Source organism: Collinsella sp. LCP21S3_D3 (genome assembly GCF_052118305.1).
GTDB lineage: Bacteria > Actinomycetota > Coriobacteriia > Coriobacteriales > Coriobacteriaceae > Collinsella.
This window is the reverse complement of record NZ_JBQKHK010000005.1, coordinates 73,394-90,247: the sequence shown is the minus strand read 5'-3', so window position 1 is coordinate 90,247 and position 16,854 is coordinate 73,394. Positions and strand designations below refer to the sequence as shown.

Annotated in this window: 15 protein-coding genes and 1 riboswitch; of the genes, 7 read left to right on the top strand and 8 right to left on the bottom strand. The window is 59.0% G+C overall.

What is annotated here, in order from left to right:
• Positions 1-102: 102 nt before the first annotated feature.
• Together ACTQ1S_RS03645 and ACTQ1S_RS03640 are read right to left on the bottom strand one after the other, a co-directional pair.
• Entirely contained in the window at positions 103-1,632 is a 1,530-nt protein-coding gene (locus tag ACTQ1S_RS03645) for a diguanylate cyclase domain-containing protein (protein WP_441547104.1), read from the bottom strand.
• Positions 1,633-1,759: 127 nt separating this feature from the next.
• Positions 1,760-4,477, bottom strand: coding sequence for an EAL domain-containing protein (locus ACTQ1S_RS03640; RefSeq protein ID WP_441547103.1), 2,718 nt, complete (start codon positions 4,475-4,477; stop codon positions 1,760-1,762).
• Between the two features lie 323 nt (positions 4,478-4,800).
• Here ACTQ1S_RS03640 and ACTQ1S_RS03635 point away from each other — a divergent pair, with 323 nt between their 5' ends.
• Positions 4,801-5,670, top strand: coding sequence for a patatin-like phospholipase family protein (locus tag ACTQ1S_RS03635; protein WP_441547102.1), 870 nt, complete (start codon positions 4,801-4,803; stop codon positions 5,668-5,670).
• Between the two features lie 168 nt (positions 5,671-5,838).
• Here ACTQ1S_RS03635 and ACTQ1S_RS03630 read toward each other — a convergent pair whose 3' ends face one another.
• Genes ACTQ1S_RS03630 through thiM form a run of 3 tightly spaced genes read right to left on the bottom strand, consistent with a single transcriptional unit; the run spans position 5,839 to position 7,721 of the window.
• A complete protein-coding gene (locus tag ACTQ1S_RS03630) occupies positions 5,839-6,540 on the bottom strand; it encodes a thiamine phosphate synthase (protein WP_441547101.1) in 702 nt (233 codons plus the stop codon).
• The gene (locus tag ACTQ1S_RS03625) at positions 6,537-6,878 is read right to left on the bottom strand and encodes a thiamine-binding protein (RefSeq protein WP_427719764.1); all 342 of its coding nucleotides are present in this window, start codon (positions 6,876-6,878) and stop codon (positions 6,537-6,539) included. Before ACTQ1S_RS03625 ends, ACTQ1S_RS03630 begins: the two co-directional genes overlap by 4 nt.
• Positions 6,879-6,881: 3 nt before the next feature.
• Positions 6,882-7,721 carry a hydroxyethylthiazole kinase gene (thiM, locus tag ACTQ1S_RS03620; protein ID WP_441547100.1) on the bottom strand — a complete coding sequence of 280 codons (840 nt, stop codon included), beginning with the start codon at positions 7,719-7,721 and terminating at the stop codon, positions 6,882-6,884.
• A 51-nt stretch (positions 7,722-7,772) separates the two neighbouring features.
• Positions 7,773-7,883: riboswitch (TPP riboswitch) on the bottom strand.
• A gap of 160 nt (positions 7,884-8,043) precedes the next feature.
• On the opposite strand from thiM, the gene ACTQ1S_RS03615 reads away from it, so the two are divergent.
• The 4 genes from ACTQ1S_RS03615 (at position 8,044) to ACTQ1S_RS03600 (ending at position 12,598) form a co-directional block, all read left to right on the top strand.
• Positions 8,044-8,952, top strand: a complete 909-nt coding sequence (locus ACTQ1S_RS03615; RefSeq protein WP_441547099.1) for an HAD-IIB family hydrolase — start codon at positions 8,044-8,046, stop codon at positions 8,950-8,952.
• 10 nt (positions 8,953-8,962) lie between these two features.
• Positions 8,963-9,859, top strand: coding sequence for a LysR family transcriptional regulator (locus tag ACTQ1S_RS03610; RefSeq protein ID WP_427796141.1), 897 nt, complete (start codon positions 8,963-8,965; stop codon positions 9,857-9,859).
• A gap of 148 nt (positions 9,860-10,007) precedes the next feature.
• A complete protein-coding gene (locus ACTQ1S_RS03605) occupies positions 10,008-11,141 on the top strand; it encodes a 5-methyltetrahydropteroyltriglutamate--homocysteine S-methyltransferase (RefSeq protein WP_441547098.1) in 1,134 nt (377 codons plus the stop codon).
• Positions 11,142-11,263: 122 nt separating this feature from the next.
• Positions 11,264-12,598: a uracil-xanthine permease family protein gene (locus tag ACTQ1S_RS03600; protein ID WP_441547097.1), complete on the top strand. Its 1,335-nt coding sequence runs from the start codon at positions 11,264-11,266 to the stop codon at positions 12,596-12,598.
• 58 nt (positions 12,599-12,656) lie between these two features.
• On the opposite strand, the gene ACTQ1S_RS03595 is transcribed toward ACTQ1S_RS03600, so the two are convergent.
• Both ACTQ1S_RS03595 and ACTQ1S_RS03590 read right to left on the bottom strand, forming a co-directional pair.
• On the bottom strand, positions 12,657-13,322 hold the full coding sequence (locus ACTQ1S_RS03595) for an alpha/beta hydrolase (protein ID WP_441547096.1): 666 nt from the start codon (positions 13,320-13,322) through the stop codon (positions 12,657-12,659).
• A 136-nt stretch (positions 13,323-13,458) separates the two neighbouring features.
• On the bottom strand, positions 13,459-14,769 hold the full coding sequence (locus tag ACTQ1S_RS03590) for an NCS2 family permease (RefSeq protein WP_441547095.1): 1,311 nt from the start codon (positions 14,767-14,769) through the stop codon (positions 13,459-13,461).
• 193 nt (positions 14,770-14,962) lie between these two features.
• Here ACTQ1S_RS03590 and ACTQ1S_RS03585 point away from each other — a divergent pair, with 193 nt between their 5' ends.
• Complete coding sequence (locus tag ACTQ1S_RS03585; RefSeq protein WP_441547094.1) at positions 14,963-15,382, top strand: peptide deformylase; 420 nt, start codon at positions 14,963-14,965, stop codon at positions 15,380-15,382.
• Positions 15,383-15,626: 244 nt separating this feature from the next.
• Positions 15,627-16,592, top strand: coding sequence for a choloylglycine hydrolase (gene bsh / locus ACTQ1S_RS03580; protein ID WP_427719772.1), 966 nt, complete (start codon positions 15,627-15,629; stop codon positions 16,590-16,592).
• A gap of 79 nt (positions 16,593-16,671) precedes the next feature.
• On the opposite strand, the gene ACTQ1S_RS03575 is transcribed toward bsh, so the two are convergent.
• The gene (locus tag ACTQ1S_RS03575) at positions 16,672-16,833 is read right to left on the bottom strand and encodes a hypothetical protein (protein ID WP_441547130.1); all 162 of its coding nucleotides are present in this window, start codon (positions 16,831-16,833) and stop codon (positions 16,672-16,674) included.
• Positions 16,834-16,854: the final 21 nt, after the last annotated feature.

Genomic DNA, 16,854 nt, shown 5'->3' with positions numbered 1-16,854 from the left:
CCTCTGCTGTCGGTGACTTCTGCGGAGGATTATCGCACGAGAGGGCAGATGGCGTGGGGAGCGATGTGAAACGGCTTGTGTTTCACATCGCTCCCCACGACGCTAGTCCAGCTTGGTGCCCGGTACTTGCGGCGCCTCTTCAAGCAGCGCTTTGAGCTCGTTCAAAATGGAAACGGGCTGTCGGTCGACAGCGTCTAGATGAAGTGTCGCCACACGAATGGGTGGCTGATATTCAAATGAGCCAAAGAGCACGGGCGACCCCAAGAATCGCTCGATTTCGTCTGCGATCGCGTCGGTCTCTTCGGGATCAAAGTCGTCGAAAAGCGCCACGAACATTGGTCCCGTCGAGCGGAACAGACGACCCTTGCCGCGCGAGCATTCCATAAGGCAGGCGGCACTTTCTGCCAAAACACGGTCGCCCGCATCAAAGCCAAAGCGGGCATTGACCTGAGCGATATCGTTGATTTTAATGGCAATAAAGCCTGCCTCGCGCGCCACGCGACGCATTTCACCAATGGCGTTGACCAGGGCGTGAATATCGCCCAGGCCGGTCACGGAATCTGTCGTATCTGCCAAGCTTCGGTTGATGATAATGCCCACATACATGCTGGGCTCGGTATCGGTGCCGTCCAAGCGGTAGCCCGTGCAGTCGCAAAGCGCGTATTTTCCGGTGGCATCCATTACGCGATACTGCATGTAATGGAAGTGCCACGTACCGTTTATCACCATGTCGAGCTCGGCGCGCACGTTGTCGCGGTCCTCGGGATGAACGCGGGCGAGCCACATGTCGAGTGAGTTAAAAGGGTGCTGGGAGGGCAGGTCAAAATCGCGCACGGCGTTAACCGACCATTGCGATTCTCCCGTATCGAGGTTAAGGATGAACGGATAGCGCGTCTCGGAGCTCATGGAGATCGCTTGGAACACCCGGTCGTTGCAGGGAAGCTGATCGACGATTGGGCGTTGCGGCGCGTCATTGTCTTTCGGTTGCTGCACACGATGCATAAGCTTATAGCGATACATCTTGCGATCGGCATCCATCGTCATCTGGCGACGCGTGTCGCCGGCAAGTGGATCGACGCGCGAGCAGCCAAAGCTAAAGCTGGCGATCATGTGCGCCTTGCCACCTGAGCTCGCCTCGATCAGCCCGGCACGTACCTGCTCCAAGCGCTGCTCGAGTTCAGTCTCGTTTGCGGAGAGCGAGATAAGCACAAACTCGTCTCCACCGATACGGAACAGCATCTCATCGTGCTCCATGGTTTCGGAGAGTGTGCGGCAGATACTCAGAATATAGCGATTGCCTTCGGCGTGGCCAAACATATCGTTGCAATGCTTGAGATGGTCGATGTCAATATAGGCGCAGGTGAAGGGGTCGCCTTTGCGCCAGAGCTGCTCGACGTAACGGTCGAGTCCGCTGCGGTTGCCCAAGTTGGTGAGCGGATCGATATAGGCGTTGCGCTCAAGCAGCTGGCGCTCTTGTTGCAGGATGGCATACGTCTTTTGCAGTTGCTCACCAACGGCGCGTAGCCCGGCGGGCAGCGCGGCAACATCGAGTTCGGCGGTCGAGATGCCATTCGCAAGTCGCTGAAGATAGGCAATAATCGATTGCTCGCCCATGCGGTACGACTCGTTCATGATGGATAACCTCCTTGGGCAGGACAACGGTTTGTATCATATCCCCAATTCGGCTTGGATTGGGGATATGAGTTAGCCAATGGGGACAAATGCTTCCTTCGACGGTGGCGTTTTGCGCGCGAGCGTATCAGTTGTTATTGCCGCCATCGAGCAATGCCTCAAAATCTTTTGCCTGCATGGGTCGGTAGTAGAGGAAACCCTGAGCGTAGCGGGCGCCCATGTGGCGTAGCATGTTCGCCTGTTCATTTGTCTCGATGCCTTCGATTACAACGGGCAGATGGAGCGACTGCGCCATCTCGAGCATCGATGACACGATCCGCGCGCTGCGGCCTTGATCGCGGCCGGTGGGCACAAAGGTGCGGTCGAGCTTGATGACGTCAACATTCACGTTTCTGAGCATCGCGAGCGTGGACTGGCCGGTACCAAAATCGTCCATATAGGTCGAGAAGCCGTGGGTGTGCAGATCCGCGGTCAGCTTATCCACAGCCTCGGACTCTCCGGTATAGGCGGTCTCGGTGATCTCGATACGCATGAGCTCGGGCGGCAGGTTGTATTGGGCGGCGAGCGCCCCCATATGTTCGGCAACGTCGCAGGCAAGAATGTCCACGCGCGACACGTTGAGGGAGATCGGAACCACGCGAAGACCGCGATCGAGACGCTCGCGAAGCCATGTGGCAACGCCCTGCCAAACATATTTGTCGAGCGTTACCACAAAGCCGCTTTCCTCGAGAGCGGGGATAAACGTGACAGGTGAAATGAGGGATCCATCCTTGTCAATCCAGCGTGTGAGCGCCTCGGCGCCAATGATCTCGCCGGTTTCCATATCGACCTGGGGCTGCAGGTAGTAAGTGATGCGGCCGTTTGAGAGCGCATACTGGAACTCGGTTAGCGTGTGGTGGAACGCAACCTCATGCTCGTATTCCTCGGGGCGGAAAACGGCAATGCGCTCCTTAAAGTCGTTTTTGGCGCGTCGATTGGTAAACATGGCCTTGGCCTGGGCATCAATGGTGATTTCCTCGCTCGCGTCGATGGGGCATACGCCCATGGACGGCCAAAAGCCTACGCTGTCGTCGTGCTTGGCTACAGCCTCGCGCACGCGCGCATAGACTCGGTGAACGAAATCGCGCTCAAAGGGTATGAGCAGACAAAAGTCGTCTTGCCCCCAGTATCCCGCGACACCCATGTCGGCGTTCTCGATATCCTTGAGCACCGTGCCCACATCGGCAAGCATACGGTCGCCTTCGGCCTGTCCATACCATTCGTTAAATAGGCGCATGTGGCCCATGTCGACGGTGGCAATACACCAAGCGCCGTCGCGCTTTGCCTTGATGAAGGCATTGGCACGGCGCATAAACTCGCTGGGTCGGCAGAGGCCGGTGAGCATATCGATGCGTTCGGCGATTGCGCTTTTGCGCTCGACCTCGGGTATAGGGAGGCTGTCGTTGGGGACAAGCCCGCCAGCCGTGCGAAGGCGACGGTCGAGTTCGCGCAAAACCGCAGATGTTTGGTAGTCCAGGCGCTCGTAAAAGACCGGGGCGACAATGCAAACGGGAGTGATGGTGTCGCCCGCGATCTGAACGGGGGCAAAAATGGTCTCTTTTAGACGATGGGTCAGGAGTTCAAATGCCCCGTGGTCCAAAGCGTTGCTGAGCACGACGAACTGGACACTTCGTGAACGGAAGACGCGACTCCTACCGCGGGTGATCGACAGCATACGGCTTGCGTATTCGGCAAGCATGCTGTCGACCGCCTCGGCTCCATAGAGCTCGTTGAGCTTCGTCGTGCCGCGAACGCGCACGGCGATGAGTCCTGTTTTGCAGCGGTCACGGCGACAGGCATCGATAGCGTTGACCAGCATACGCTGCGTTCCAAGCCCCGTGGCGGCGTCGACGGTCTCGGCAAGGGAATGATTGACGAGCTCGCCGACATAGAGCGAGGGCTCGTTTTCGCTCCCATCGATGCGAAAACCGCGAGCACGGCAGAGCACGTAGTCGCCTGTGGTGTTGCGTACACGATACTGCATGACTCGATGGTGCTTGGAGCCGTTATAGACTTGGTCGAAGTCGTCGGTAAAAGCCTCAAGGTCATCGGGATGGACGCGCTTTTTCCAGTAATCGCGACAGTTGTCTATGTGCTCTGAAGGAAGTCCGAGATCGCGCAAGGCACCTTGTGACCAAAGGGTGCGATGTTTGTCCAAGTTCTCGATAAAGAAATAACGACCTTCGTTGAGCATCGAAAAGGCGTCGAAAACGCGGTCGCTTATTTCGAAGTCGTCGGTATGGACTTGCGTGATATTGCGTCGATCGAGGTGCAAGGCATGGCGTAGTTTGTAGTCGTACATGCGATGGTCGGCATCGAGCGTCATGCGATTGGGGGCTTCGCCCAGGGCGGGGTCGGCGTGGGACACTCCGTAACTAAACGAGTGGGGCATCCCGGAATCGTTGTTGTTGAGCAAGATTGTTCGGCAGTGTTCCAGACGATCGGCGAGGTCGTCCTCGGTTGCAATCGTAGAGAGGATGGCGAACTCGTCGCCTCCCAGTCGAAACGCCGCCTCGTCCACCTTCATATACAGCTTGAGATAGAGGCTTACCTGCAAGATGTAGCGGTTGCCCTCGTCATGCCCAAAGACGTCGTTGCAGTGCTTAAGGTTATCGATGTCGATAAAAGCCATGGTGACGGGCAGTTCCTGCTCCCAGAGCTCCTCGAGGGAACGGGCAAAGGCGCCGCGGTTGCCAAGTCCGGTAAGCTGGTCGGTAAAGGCGGTCCTGATCAGATCGTCCTGACGTTCAAGAAGGTCGCGGACGGTCTTTTCGAGCGTCTCGGTGTAATTGCTGACAGTATCCATGTCGTAAGCGGCTTTCTGAGGTCGGGCGAATTGCGTCGGGCGAGCTCGTTGTGCACACGCGTTGTTGTTCGGCGCTTTACGTGTATCCAGGCCCCCGCCTCGCTGCGTTGTTGGGTTAATTTACCGGCTAATGTTTGCAGTTGATAACTGCTGAGTAGTATAGACAACAGCGCAGAATTATATATGGGTGCCCATGCTGTGCGCGGCCATTATTCGCTAAACGGTACCGCAATGATGAGATGTCCGATAAAAATGCGACTGAGACGCTATATGTTGACGGGTATACTTGTCCCGGTTTTAAACGCAGGAACGGAGATGGTCGCATGACACAGCCGGATACGACGCGCACGGTGGGGCTTGCGCTCGAGGGAGGCGGCTACCGCGGTATGTATACGGCGGGCGTACTCGATGTCTGGATGGAGCACGGCTTAACTTGTGACCATATGGTGGGTGTCTCGGCGGGTGCGGCGTTTGGGTACAATTTTAAGTCACGCCAGATCGGTCGCGCCATTCGGTATAACAAGGCCTATTGCGCCGACAAGCGCTATGCGAGCGTGACAAGCTGGTTGCGAACCGGTGACATGTTCAATGCCGATTTTGCCTATCATGAGGTGCCGCTTGAGCGCGATCCTATCGACTTAGAGGCGTATCGTGCCTGTCCTATGCGGTTTACGTGTGTGTGCACCGATATCGAGACGGGTGAGGCCGTCTATCACGACCTGCCGTATGGCGATGAGCGCGATATCGAGTGGATTCGGGCATCGTCGGCGATTCCCGTGGCGACCAAACCCGTTCGGATTGACGGACATCGATATCTGGATGGCGGCGTGGCCGATTCCATTCCCAGTGCGTGGTTATTCGAACAGGGGCATGACCGCAACATCGTGGTGCTGACGCAGCCGGCAGGCTTTGTAAAACAACCCAATAGCTTGATGCCTATGCTGCGCCGCGTGTTTCGCCGCTATCCAGAGTTTGTCGCGGCGCTTGAACGCCGGCACGAGGTATATAACGCTGCACTCGACGACCTGGCGCGTCGCGAGGCCAGCGGCGAGGTTTTCGTGGTGCGTCCGAGCGAATCGGTGAAGGTGCCATCGCTGTGTCGCGAGCCAGAGGAGCTCGAGCGCATCTACCAGGTCGGTCGTCGTGATGCGGCCGCGACCTTGTCGGCGTTGGAAGCATATCTGGCAGAGTAGGGCAAACTGCAGAGTCCTCGGCGGAAAGTGCGTCCCAGAATTTGCGTCTGGAATGGGATGCAGTTTCCCAATGGAGTCGCATGCGGAAAACGCATCCCAGAATGGAGGTCCAAACTGGGATGCGCTTTCCGCTATTGAAGATATGAGGCTGCGAATTAGCTGCTCGGCCTATGCCTGTGCCTGCTGCCAGGTGTCGACAAGCTCCTTGGCTGCGGCGTGGGGGTCGTCAGCGCTGCAGACGGCGCTCACCACAAAGAAGCCGTCGACGCCGGTGCCCTTGAGCTGCGGCAGATCGGCTTTTTTGACGCCGCCGCCGACCACGATGGGAACGGGGCTTGCCTCATGGAGCGCGGCCAGGTCCTCAAAGCTCTTGGTGATGATGGAGCCATCTGCCGCGCGTCCACAGTCGCGCTTGGTCTCGGTCTCGTGGAGCGGGCCGATGCCCAGGTAGTCGACTAGGCTCATGTCGGCGGTCTTGACGTACTCGAGCATTTCCTCGCAACGGGCCGAAAGGCCCACGATGGCATCGGGGCCCAGAAGCTTGCGGCAGACCTCGACGGGAATATCGCTCTGGCCCACATGCACGCCGTCGACGGCGATACCCTGTTCGCGTGCGGCGAGTACGCAGTCCAGACGGTCGTCGATAAGCAGGGCGACCTTGCCGGTCTTGCCGGCGCGAGCGATAGCCTGCGCGGCGTCGCCCGTCAGCGCGATGATCTCGCGGGCACTTGCCACCTTGGAGCGCACCTGGATGCAGGTAAAGCCGGCATCCAGCGCCTGCGCTACCACATCGCCCACGGGACGTCCCAGCGTGTTTTCGGGGCCGAGTACCAGATAGGCCGAGATATCAAGGTTGTCGCGGATGCTCATCGTGCTTCCTCCTGCTTTTTGATTTGCGCTTCCATGCGCTCGAGTTTGCCGGTCATGGTGTCGGTAAAACCGGGTCGAATATCGGCTTTGAGCACGACTTCGGTGCGGATGCCCTTGCTTGCCAGCACAAAGGTTGCGTCGCGTACGACCTGCATGACCTCGTCCCAGTCGCCCTCGATCTCGGTGAACATCGAGGTGGTGCGGTTGGGAAGGCCGCTCTCGCGAATGACGCGCACGACCTCGGCGACCTCGGCGGACAGCTCGTCGCCTGTGCCGCACGGGGCGATGGCTACGGCGACGAGCGTGTTCATGTCGGCAGCGGTTGCGGGTTCGGACATGGCTTATGCCTCCTCGAGCTCGAGGTGGTTATTCGCAATATCCTGAGCGGTCGCGCGGTAGAGTTCGTCGATAAAGGCGACCTTAAAGCTTGCCGGGGCATCAGCGACAGCGGCGGCACGCGTGCCGGCAACGTTGTAGACAGCGGTACCGCAGATGGCTGCCGTAAACGGATCGGCGGCGCAAGCGTACACGGCCAGGACGCCGCCCTGCGAGCAGCCACAGCCGGTAATCTTGGACATGAGCGGGCTGCCGCCGTGGGACTTGGCCACGGTCGTGCCGTCGGTAATCAGGTCGACTTCGCCCGAGACCACTACGGCGCCGCCGGTGTAGCGGGCGAGTGCCACGGCAGCGCCGCGGGCGGCGTCGACCGTATCGGTGGTATCGACACCGCGCACGCGGCTCAGGTCAGCCGCCTCGCCTTCAAGACCCCACAGGCCGGCGAGCGCGATGATCTCGGAGGCGTTGCCGCGCACGATGGCGGGCTTGTACTGCTTGAGCTCGTTTACCAGCTGGGTGCGCAGGCTACCGATGCCCAGGCCCACCGGATCGAGCACCCAGGGTTTGCCGGCGTCGTGTGCCGCTTTGGCCGCACGGGGAATCGTCTGCTCGTAGATGGGGAAGAGCGTGCCCATGTTGAGATAGACGGCGCCGCCGCCGGCAACGAGCGCCTCGCCCTCGTCGGGCAGATAGACCATGGCGGCCGAACCGCCTACGGCGAGCTGCGCGTTGGCGACAAAGTCGATCGTCACCGTGTTGGTGATGGAGCCGGCCATCGGGTTGGTTGCGCGAATCTCCTCCACGGCCTTGACCACATTTTGTTTAAGCTGTTTCGAATCAATCACTTCACATGCCTCCTTGGCATAGAAAAGGGGCGCTGTGCATAGACAGCGCCCCTGTAAAGGCGGCATGCTCCCTACGCCAGCATTAACTGACAGGTTCAAAGGATTGGGCCCCATGCCCTCTCAGCCTTGTGGTTTGCACCGCCGGCACTCCCGCATCGAATCTGTTGTTCTCTATACTAGCGCACCTGCCAAAAAGGGACAGGTTTATTTTGGCAGGTGGCAACGGGGGCGTTGCATTTTCCCAGATAAAACCTGCCAAAATAAACCTGTCCCTTATTGGCAGGTCGCTACAATGGATACGGTGAAAATGACTGGGGGCCTTATGATTAAACTTGTGCTGACCGATATGGACGATACGTTGATTCCAGCCGGGCATGACGGCGCCAGCGACTACGCCATCGAGGGCATTCATGCCATGCAGGCGGCGGGCCTGCACTTTGGCCCGGTTTCGGGCCGTCAGCCTTCCGCGATGGGCTGGATGTTTCGTAATCGTTCCGAGTGCTTCTCGACCGGTGCGTTCTGCAACGGCCAGGTCATGTTTGTCGACGGCGAGGTGGTAGCCTCGCATGCGACCGATAACGCCGCCCTTATTCGCTTGGCTGACTACTTGGAGCAAGAGACCGATGATACCTATCTGAAGGTCTACAGCCTGGGTGATGACTTTTGGGACAATGACGCCTATTGTGTGACGAGCGACCCCGAGCGCGTGCGTCGCGCTATGGAGTCGGGCGGCAACGCGTGGCTCAAAGGCGAAGAGGCCCCGTGCCGTCCCGTTGTCGGTGACGCGCCGGTGTTCAAGGCGAATATCTGGAGTGCCCGTTCGCGTGAGGGGCTCGCGGAGCTGCGCGAGCGCGTTGCCGCCGAGGTGCCGGAACTCTCGCTTGTGTTTCCCAACAACCGAGTGCGCCTTTTCGATATCTTGCCGGCTGGTTGGGACAAGGGCTGTGCCACGCTGGAGCTGGCGCGTGCTTTGGGCCTAACGCCCGACGAGGTGGCGGTGTTCGGCGATTCCGATAACGATCTGCCCATGATTAATGCCGTTCCCAACTCCGTTGCAGTCGCCAATGCCAATGAGGCCGTCACGGCTGCCGCGCGTTGGCATATCGGCGCTGCGGCAGACGATGCGGTTGCCGGGGCTCTGCACCAGATTGCCGCCTGCGCCGCGACGGGGGCGATGCCGTCGTTTATGCGCCAGATGGACGCGACGGGTCATGGCGTCACGAACGTCTAGGGAGAAAGTCATGAAGCTTCAGCAGCTCAGGTATGTTGTTAAGGTTGCCGAATGCGGCAGCATTACCGAGGCCTCGCGCCGGCTCTTTGTGTCGCAGCCTTCGATTACCGCGTCGATTCGCGATCTCGAAAACGAGATGGGTGTGCACATTTTTGAGCGCACCAACAAGGGCGTCATTGTGTCCGAGGAAGGCGAGACATTCTTGGGCTACGCGCGCCAGGTACTCGATCAGGCCGACCTGCTCGAGGGCAAGTACAAGGGCGCATCCGAGCAAGTGCCACACTTTAGTGTGAGCTGTCAGCATTATTCCTTTGCCGTTAATGCGTTTGTCGACGTGATCCGTGAGTTCGATGCCGCACGCTACGACTTTACCCTGCGCGAGGAACAGACTCACGAGATCATCGAAGATGTCGCGCACATGAAGAGTGAACTGGGCATTCTGTACTTATCCGAACATAACCGCGAGGTTATCGAGCGCATGCTGGCGGCCAACGAGCTCGTATTCGAAGGGCTCTTCTGCGCCACGCCGCACGTCTTTGTATGCGCCGACCATCCACTGGCGGACCACGCCAGCGTGACGCTCGAGGACTTGGAAGACTATCCGTTCCTATCCTATGAACAGGGCAGCTACAACTCGTTTTACTATTCCGAGGAACTGACCTCGACGTTTGAGCGCCGCAAGAATATCCGCGTGCGCGACCGTGCGACCTTGTTCAACCTAGCCATGGGTCTCAACGGCTACACGGTGTGTTCGGGCGTGATTAGCCACGAGCTTAATGGCCCCGGTATTATCTCGATTCCGCTCGATGTGGATGAATACATGGAGATCGGCATTATCACGCGCAAGAATACGACGCTCACGCGCTATGGACAGGCTTATGTCGAGGCCATCCGGAGGCATATCTAACCGGTAGCGTTTGATGTTGCTGTCTTGGGCTGTCGAAATGGCTATAGGAAAACTATATGGCAAACATATATAAACGCATATTTTACGATAACCAGGAGTGCGCTCATACTCTTTCTCGCCAAAGCAGTCCATGCAAAAGGAGATTCCTATGAGCAATTCCACCCAGCTCAAAGCGCCGTTTCGCGCCGATATCGTCGGCAGTTTTCTTCGTCCGCAGGCCGTAAAGGACGCCCGCGCCGCCTATGCGGCAGGCGCGCTTGATGCCGAGGGACTTAAGGCAGTCGAGGACGAGGCCATTCGCGATTTGGTGGCAAAGCAAAAGGCCGCCGGCCTGCAGGTCATCACCGACGGCGAGTTTCGCCGCAGCTACTGGCACCTCGATTTTATGTGGGGTCTCAACGGTATCGAGCGCCGCACCTCGCGTACGGGCTATATGTTCCACGATGAGGAGACTACCGCCGACACCGCCGTGGTGACCGGGCCTATTAGCGGCGAGAACCATCCGTTCGTCGAGCACTTCAAGTTTGTCAAGGCGCTTGAGGGCGAGGGCCAGGTTGCGCGGCAAACCATTCCGGCGCCGATCCAGACGTTCTCCGAAGTCACGCTCGACCGCTGCGATGGCCAGCAGGAGAGCCTGCGCGCCGTCTACAAGACCGACGAAGAGCTCGCCGATGCCATCACCGCAGCATACCGCACCGTGATTGCCGATCTGTATGCCGCGGGTTGCCGCAACATCCAATTTGATGACTGCACCTGGGGCATCTATTGCGATACTGACTTTGTGTCCAAGACCGGCATGAGCCCGGTTGACCTGCAAAAGGTGAGCGAGCTGGGCGTGGCGCTCAACAATGCTGCCATCGCGGGCAAGCCTGACGACTTGGTGATCAATACGCATGTATGCCGTGGCAACTACCACTCTACTTATGCCTTTGAGGGCGGCTATGATCCCATCGCCCCGTACCTGTTTGCGCATGAGGACGTTGACGCGTTCTATCTGGAGTTCGACACTCCGCGCGCCGGTGGTTTTGAGCCGCTCAAGTACATTGCGCCCGGTAAGAAGGTCGTGTTGGGCCTGGTGACCACCAAGGCAGCCGAGCTCGAGGACGAGGACGCGACCGTCGAGCGTATTCATGAGGCGGCAAAGTACGTGCCGCTTGAGAATCTGTATCTGTCTCCGCAGTGTGGCTTTGCCAGCTGCGAGATTGGCAACAAGCTGACCGAAGGCGAGCAGTGGGCAAAGATCGCGCTGGTCAAGCGTATTGCCGAGCGTGTTTGGAAATAGCGGTACCGTTTGCAAGTGACGGCGCGTGCGAGACATGGCGTATCGCGTACAATGGTTCGGACCGTATCGTTTGGGCAGGTTATCCGCTATGCCCGAGCGCCCTTCCATTCGAAAGGACATCCATGCCCCAGTCCTCGACGCCCGCCGTCACCGATGCCATCTACGACGCTTCGTCGCTCGGCCGCCCGCGCATGTTTCTGCTCGGTCTGCAGCACCTGTTTGCCATGTTTGGTGCCACGGTGCTGGTGCCCGTGCTCACCGGCCTTTCGGTATCGGCAACGCTTTTGTTTGCCGGCTTGGGCACGCTGCTATTCCACTTCCTGTCACGCGGTAAGGTCCCCGCATTTTTGGGCTCATCGTTTGCCTTTATTGCCGGTTATGCCGCAATCGCGCCAAACGGCGAGGCCGAGCTATTGCCCTACGCTTGCCTGGGCGTTGCCTGCGCCGGTTTGCTCTACCCGGTGCTTGCGGCGCTCTTCCGCACGTTTGGCGCCAAGCGCGTCATGCGCTTCTTCCCGCCGGTGGTGACTGGCCCCATTGTCATTTCGATCGGTCTGATCCTGGCGAGTTCCGCTATTGCCAACTGCCAGACTAACTGGCTCGTTGCCGTGGTTGCCGTCGCCGTAATCGTCATCTGCAATATTTGGGGTCGCGGCATGGTCAAGATCGTGCCGATTTTACTGGGCGTCGTGGTGAGCTATGCCGTTGCGGCTGCGCTGGGCGAGGTCGATTTCTCCGGCGTCGCAGCCGCTCCCTGGCTTGGCTTGCCCGTCGTGTGGGACAACACGGTGTTTGCACTCTTTGGGCCGCAGTTCGATAGCGGCCTTGCCACGACGGCCATCATCACCATCATGCCGCTGGCCTTTGCAACCATGATTGAGCATATCGGCGATATATCCGCTATTGGCTCCACCTGCGAGCGCAACTACATCGCCGATCCCGGCCTGCATCGCACGCTGCTCGGTGATGGTCTCGCCACGATTCTGGCTTCGCTCTTTGGCGCTCCGGCCAACACCACGTATGGCGAGAACACCGGCGTGCTCGCCCTGACGCGCGTGTTTGACCCGCGCGTGATTCGCATTGCCGCGTGCTGCGCCATCGTGCTTTCGTTCTGCCCCAAGTTCGCTGCCGTGATCGCCGCCATGCCGGCATGCGTTATCGGCGGCGTGTCGCTCGTGCTCTATGGCATGATCAGCGCCGTGGGCGTCCGTAACCTCATCGAGAACCAGGTCGATTTCCAGAACAACCGCAACGTGCTGGTGGTCGCTCTGGTGCTCGTGCTTTCACTCGGCATTGCCTACAGCGCCGCCGGTGGCATCGTGCTGAAGCTGTTCGGCGTGACGATTTCGCTTTCGGGCCTTGCCGTGGGCTCGCTGGTGGGCATCGTGCTCAACGCGATTCTGCCTGGCAACGACTTTGAGTTCGCCGTTTCCGAACTCGAGGAGACTGTCGAGTAGTAGTTGTGTTCAGCTAAATCAAAAAAATGGCGCCCGTGCGTACGCGTGGGCGCCATTTTTAATGCGTCAGTATCCAGTGTATGCCGCGGGCCATGCGCACACCGGTTTGGGCAAAGTGGTTACCGGGGTTGAGCTCGAAGGTCGCGGGGATGCCTCGGTCGCCGAGTAGTTTTTCCATTGCGCGCGTGTCGTCGAGTACGTGCCGCATCATGCGGTTGGGCGTCTTGGTCTCCTTTTTGCCGAGTGATAGATAAACGGCGTTGGGCGCGGCTGGCATCGTGTGCCCGTGTGCGTAATCGAGAAATCCGGGAAACCATAGGGACCCCGATGCGCTTGCGGCGCGGTCAAAGGCATCGGTCTGCCAGAGCGACCAAAGCGAAAAGAGGCCCGCCAATGAGTAACCGGCAATGCCGCGCCAGGTAGGCGGGCAGGGAAGTGATGGCTCGACCTCTGGGATTATCCGATTCAGCAGTTCATCGAGAAACTCGAACGCCTGTCCACCAAAGGGCTCGGCATCGCGCACGGTTCCGTCGCATTCCCAAGGGCTCAGCTCGCGATTCCAATCGAGCCCGCCAATGGCGACCAGGGTGAATGGCGGGCAATCAAGCTCAAGACAACGGCTATAGACCTCGGTGCCATCACCCATGACCGCGGGAAGGTAAATGACGGGCGCGCTTTCGACATGCTTTGAATGAATGGTTATCTGCTTTTGACGCGCTTCCATGACAGGCTTCTCTCTGCATTTCGACATCTACAAATACGATTGTCGCACGTCGGCGTAGGGACCGTCGCTAAAAGAAAGGCGCAGAGCCGCTTGATACGACTCTGCGCCTTGAGGTTTTGCTTTGGCAGCTTTGCCCTTACGCTACAAAGAAGTAGACGAGGAAGGCGAGTGCTGCGATCCACATGAGCGGCTTGATCTTGGAGGCCTCGCCCTTAAAGAGCGCGACGACCACGTAGGCGATAAAGCCCAGACCGATGCCGGCAGAGATGGAGTAGGTGAAGGGCACGCCGGCGACAATCATGAACGCTGGGAAACCCTGCGACACGTCGGACCAGTCGATCTCGGAGGCCTCGCTCATCATGAGGTAGCCGACGTAGACCAGAGCACCGCAGGTGGCGGCGCTGGAAACGATGGTGACGATGGGGGAGAAGAACGCGGCGAGAATGAACAGCACGCCGGTGGTGACGGAGGTGAGGCCCGTGCGGCCACCGTCGGCAGCGCCAGAGGTGGACTCGACGAAGGTGGTGATGGAGGAGACGCCCATAAAACCGCCCACAGCAGCGGCGGCGGAGTCGACGAGCAGGATCTCCTTGATATTCTCGACGTTGCCGTCGTCGGTGAGGAACTCGCCCTGCTTGGCCACGGCCATCGCGGTGCCCATGGTGTCGAAGAAGTCACTCATGAGCAGCGAGAACGAGATGACGAGGAGCGTGGGGTCGGTAAGGACCTTGACGATGGCGGGCACGCCGCCGGCGTCGGCGATGGGGCCACCGATGCTCGAGAAGTCGAGCGGGGCGATAATACCGGTCGGAGCATGGGTCACACCTAGGGGGATACCGGCGATAACGGCGACGATGATGCCGATGAGCAGCGAGCCGGGGACGTTGCAGCAGGCGAGGGCGACTGTCACCAGGATGGAGATAATGCCGACGATGAAGGTGGGGGAGGTGATGTCGCCCAGACCGACGAGTGTACCGGCGCCAGCGGTGATAATGCCGGCATCGCACAGGCCAATCATGGCGATGAACAGGCCCAGGCCCACCGAGATGGCGTGACGCAGGACAACCGGGATGGCATCCATGATGGCCTCGCGCAGGCCACAAAGCACGAGCAGCAAGATGACGACGCCCTCAAGGAAGATGACGCTCATGGCCACGTGCCAGTCACCGCCGCAGACGGTGGTGGTGATTCCAGCGATCATCGCGTTGACGCCTAAGCCCGACGCGCAGGCGAGCGGGCGGTTGGCGAAGATGCCCATGCAGATGGTCATGATGCCGGCGCCCAGGCAGGTGGCGCAGGCGAGCGCTCCCGCATCGATGCCAGCCCCCGAGAGCACCGCAGGGTTGACGGCGATGATGTAGGCCATCGCCAGGAATGTTGTCAGTCCAGCGCGAAGTTCGGTCCCGATTGTGGACTTGCGCTCACTGACGTGAAAAAGTTCGTCCATGCATACCCTTTCCTTGTTCGGCCCCGAGTTTAGGCCGATTGACACGAACTTACCTACTATATCGCCTTTGGAAGGTCGATGTTTCTCGCATGTTGAAGTTCGGCGCTTTGTAACAGGCGGACGGTATTTTTCGCATGAAAATGTGTAGGTACCGTATACTTAAGCAGTTACATTGAACTCTTTGGAGGAACGTATGATTAAAGAGCTCTGCCGCGACGAGGCCATCCTGTCCCAGCGTTGCGAGGTTGCGACTGTCGAGGACGAGTCGGTCGCACAGGACCTGATCGACACCATCAACTCGCTCGAGGACGCCGGCTGCCTTGCCGCCAACCAGATTGGCGTCACCAAGAAGGTCTGCGTCTATCTGGACGACGCCGGCGAGCCCCACGTGCTCTACAACCCCCGTCTGGTGTTTGGCCTGGGCGCCAGCAAGATGGAGGAGAGCTGCCTGACGCACGACGAAATCACCAAGTCCACGCGCTATATCAAGTGCAAGGTTGCCTTTGACCAGATCGTCGACGGCAAGATGAAGGAGTGCCGCCGCGACTACACGGGCTTTGAGGCACAAATGATCCAGCATATGATCGATCACTGTCTTGGAAAGTTGGTCTAAGGAGACCAAAGCGCCGCACCTTGCCGCTCAATCGTCGCTCGCGTACCTTAAGTACGCTTCGCTCCTCTTTCGTGGCAATCTGCGGTACTTTGACCCCTTAGACGACCTGCGAGGTTGACTTGGTTGAGTTTATCTTGCTTGTGTGGTCCGGGCGTGACGATATTGTCATGTCCGGGCTTTTGTGTTTAGCGCCTATTTGTTTGGTAACAATGAGCTTAGCAAGGACGAATGGCTAGGAGGCGCCATGTGCACGAGCATTCGATTTACCGATAATTCCGGCAACATGTATCTGGGTCGCAACCTCGACTGGAGCTTTAGCTACGGCCAACAGGTTCGCGTGATGCCCCGCGGGTTCCATATCCCGTATTCGTTTATCGACGATGCGTCGGCGGCACACGCGGTAATCGGCATGTGCATCGATTACAAGAACTATCCTATGTTTTTCGACTGTGGTAACGATGCGGGTCTGGCTGTGGCAGGGCTCAACTTTCCCGGTTATGCCGAGTATGCCGAGGACCCGGTTGATGGAAAGACCAATATCGCGGCCTATGAGTTTCCCCTGTGGGTGGCAGCGACGTTCTCGACGGTCGACGAGGTCGAGGCTGCGCTGCGCGACACGGTGATTGTTGCCAAATCTGCCGGAGAGGGGCTGGGTGTGTCGCTGCTCCATTGGATTATCGGCGACAGCCGGCGCAGCATCGTGGTCGAGATGATGGCTGACGGTCTGCATGTATACGACGATCCGGTCGACACCCTTGCCAATCAGCCGACCTTCCCGTGGCACATGGAAAACCTGCGCACTTATATCACCGCCACAAGCGATTTTCCTCAGACGGCGACATGGCGTGGCGCCGAGCTCAAGCCCTATGGCGCGGGTGCCGGCATGCGCGGTATTCCGGGTGACTGCTATTCGCCGAGCCGTTTTGTAAAGGCGGCATACCTCAATGCCAATTACCCGCAAAAAGACAGCGAGGCCGAGAACGTCATTCGCATGTTCCGCTCGCTCGAGGGGGTGGCGATGATCGAGGGCGCGTCCAAGATGGGTGACGGCAAGTTCGAGAAGACTATCTACACCGGATGCTTTAGCGCGCGCACGGGCAATTACTATTACTCAACGTATGAGGATCCGTCGATTCGCTACGTGAGCCTGATGGATGCCGAGGGCGCGAGCCCCGATAGACTCGTGGTTCCCGAGCCGCGTCGTTCGTAGCCGGCGGTTTTACTGCAATGCAAAGCGGCCCTGCGCCTCCCATGAGGCGCAGGGCCGCTGTCGTCGACGCGCGACGTCGTTAGAAGTTGGCGTCGTTGAGTTGTTCGCTCTCGAGGCCGTCGAGCTGTTGCTGTTCGGGCGTATCGGCGACGCTCCCGAGCAGCTCGGTGGGGTCGACGTTCATGTCCCTACCGGCTTCGTTGCCGTTGCCAAGCTCTTCCGAGAAGATACCGACATCCATTTCCTCGGCTTCCTCGATCTG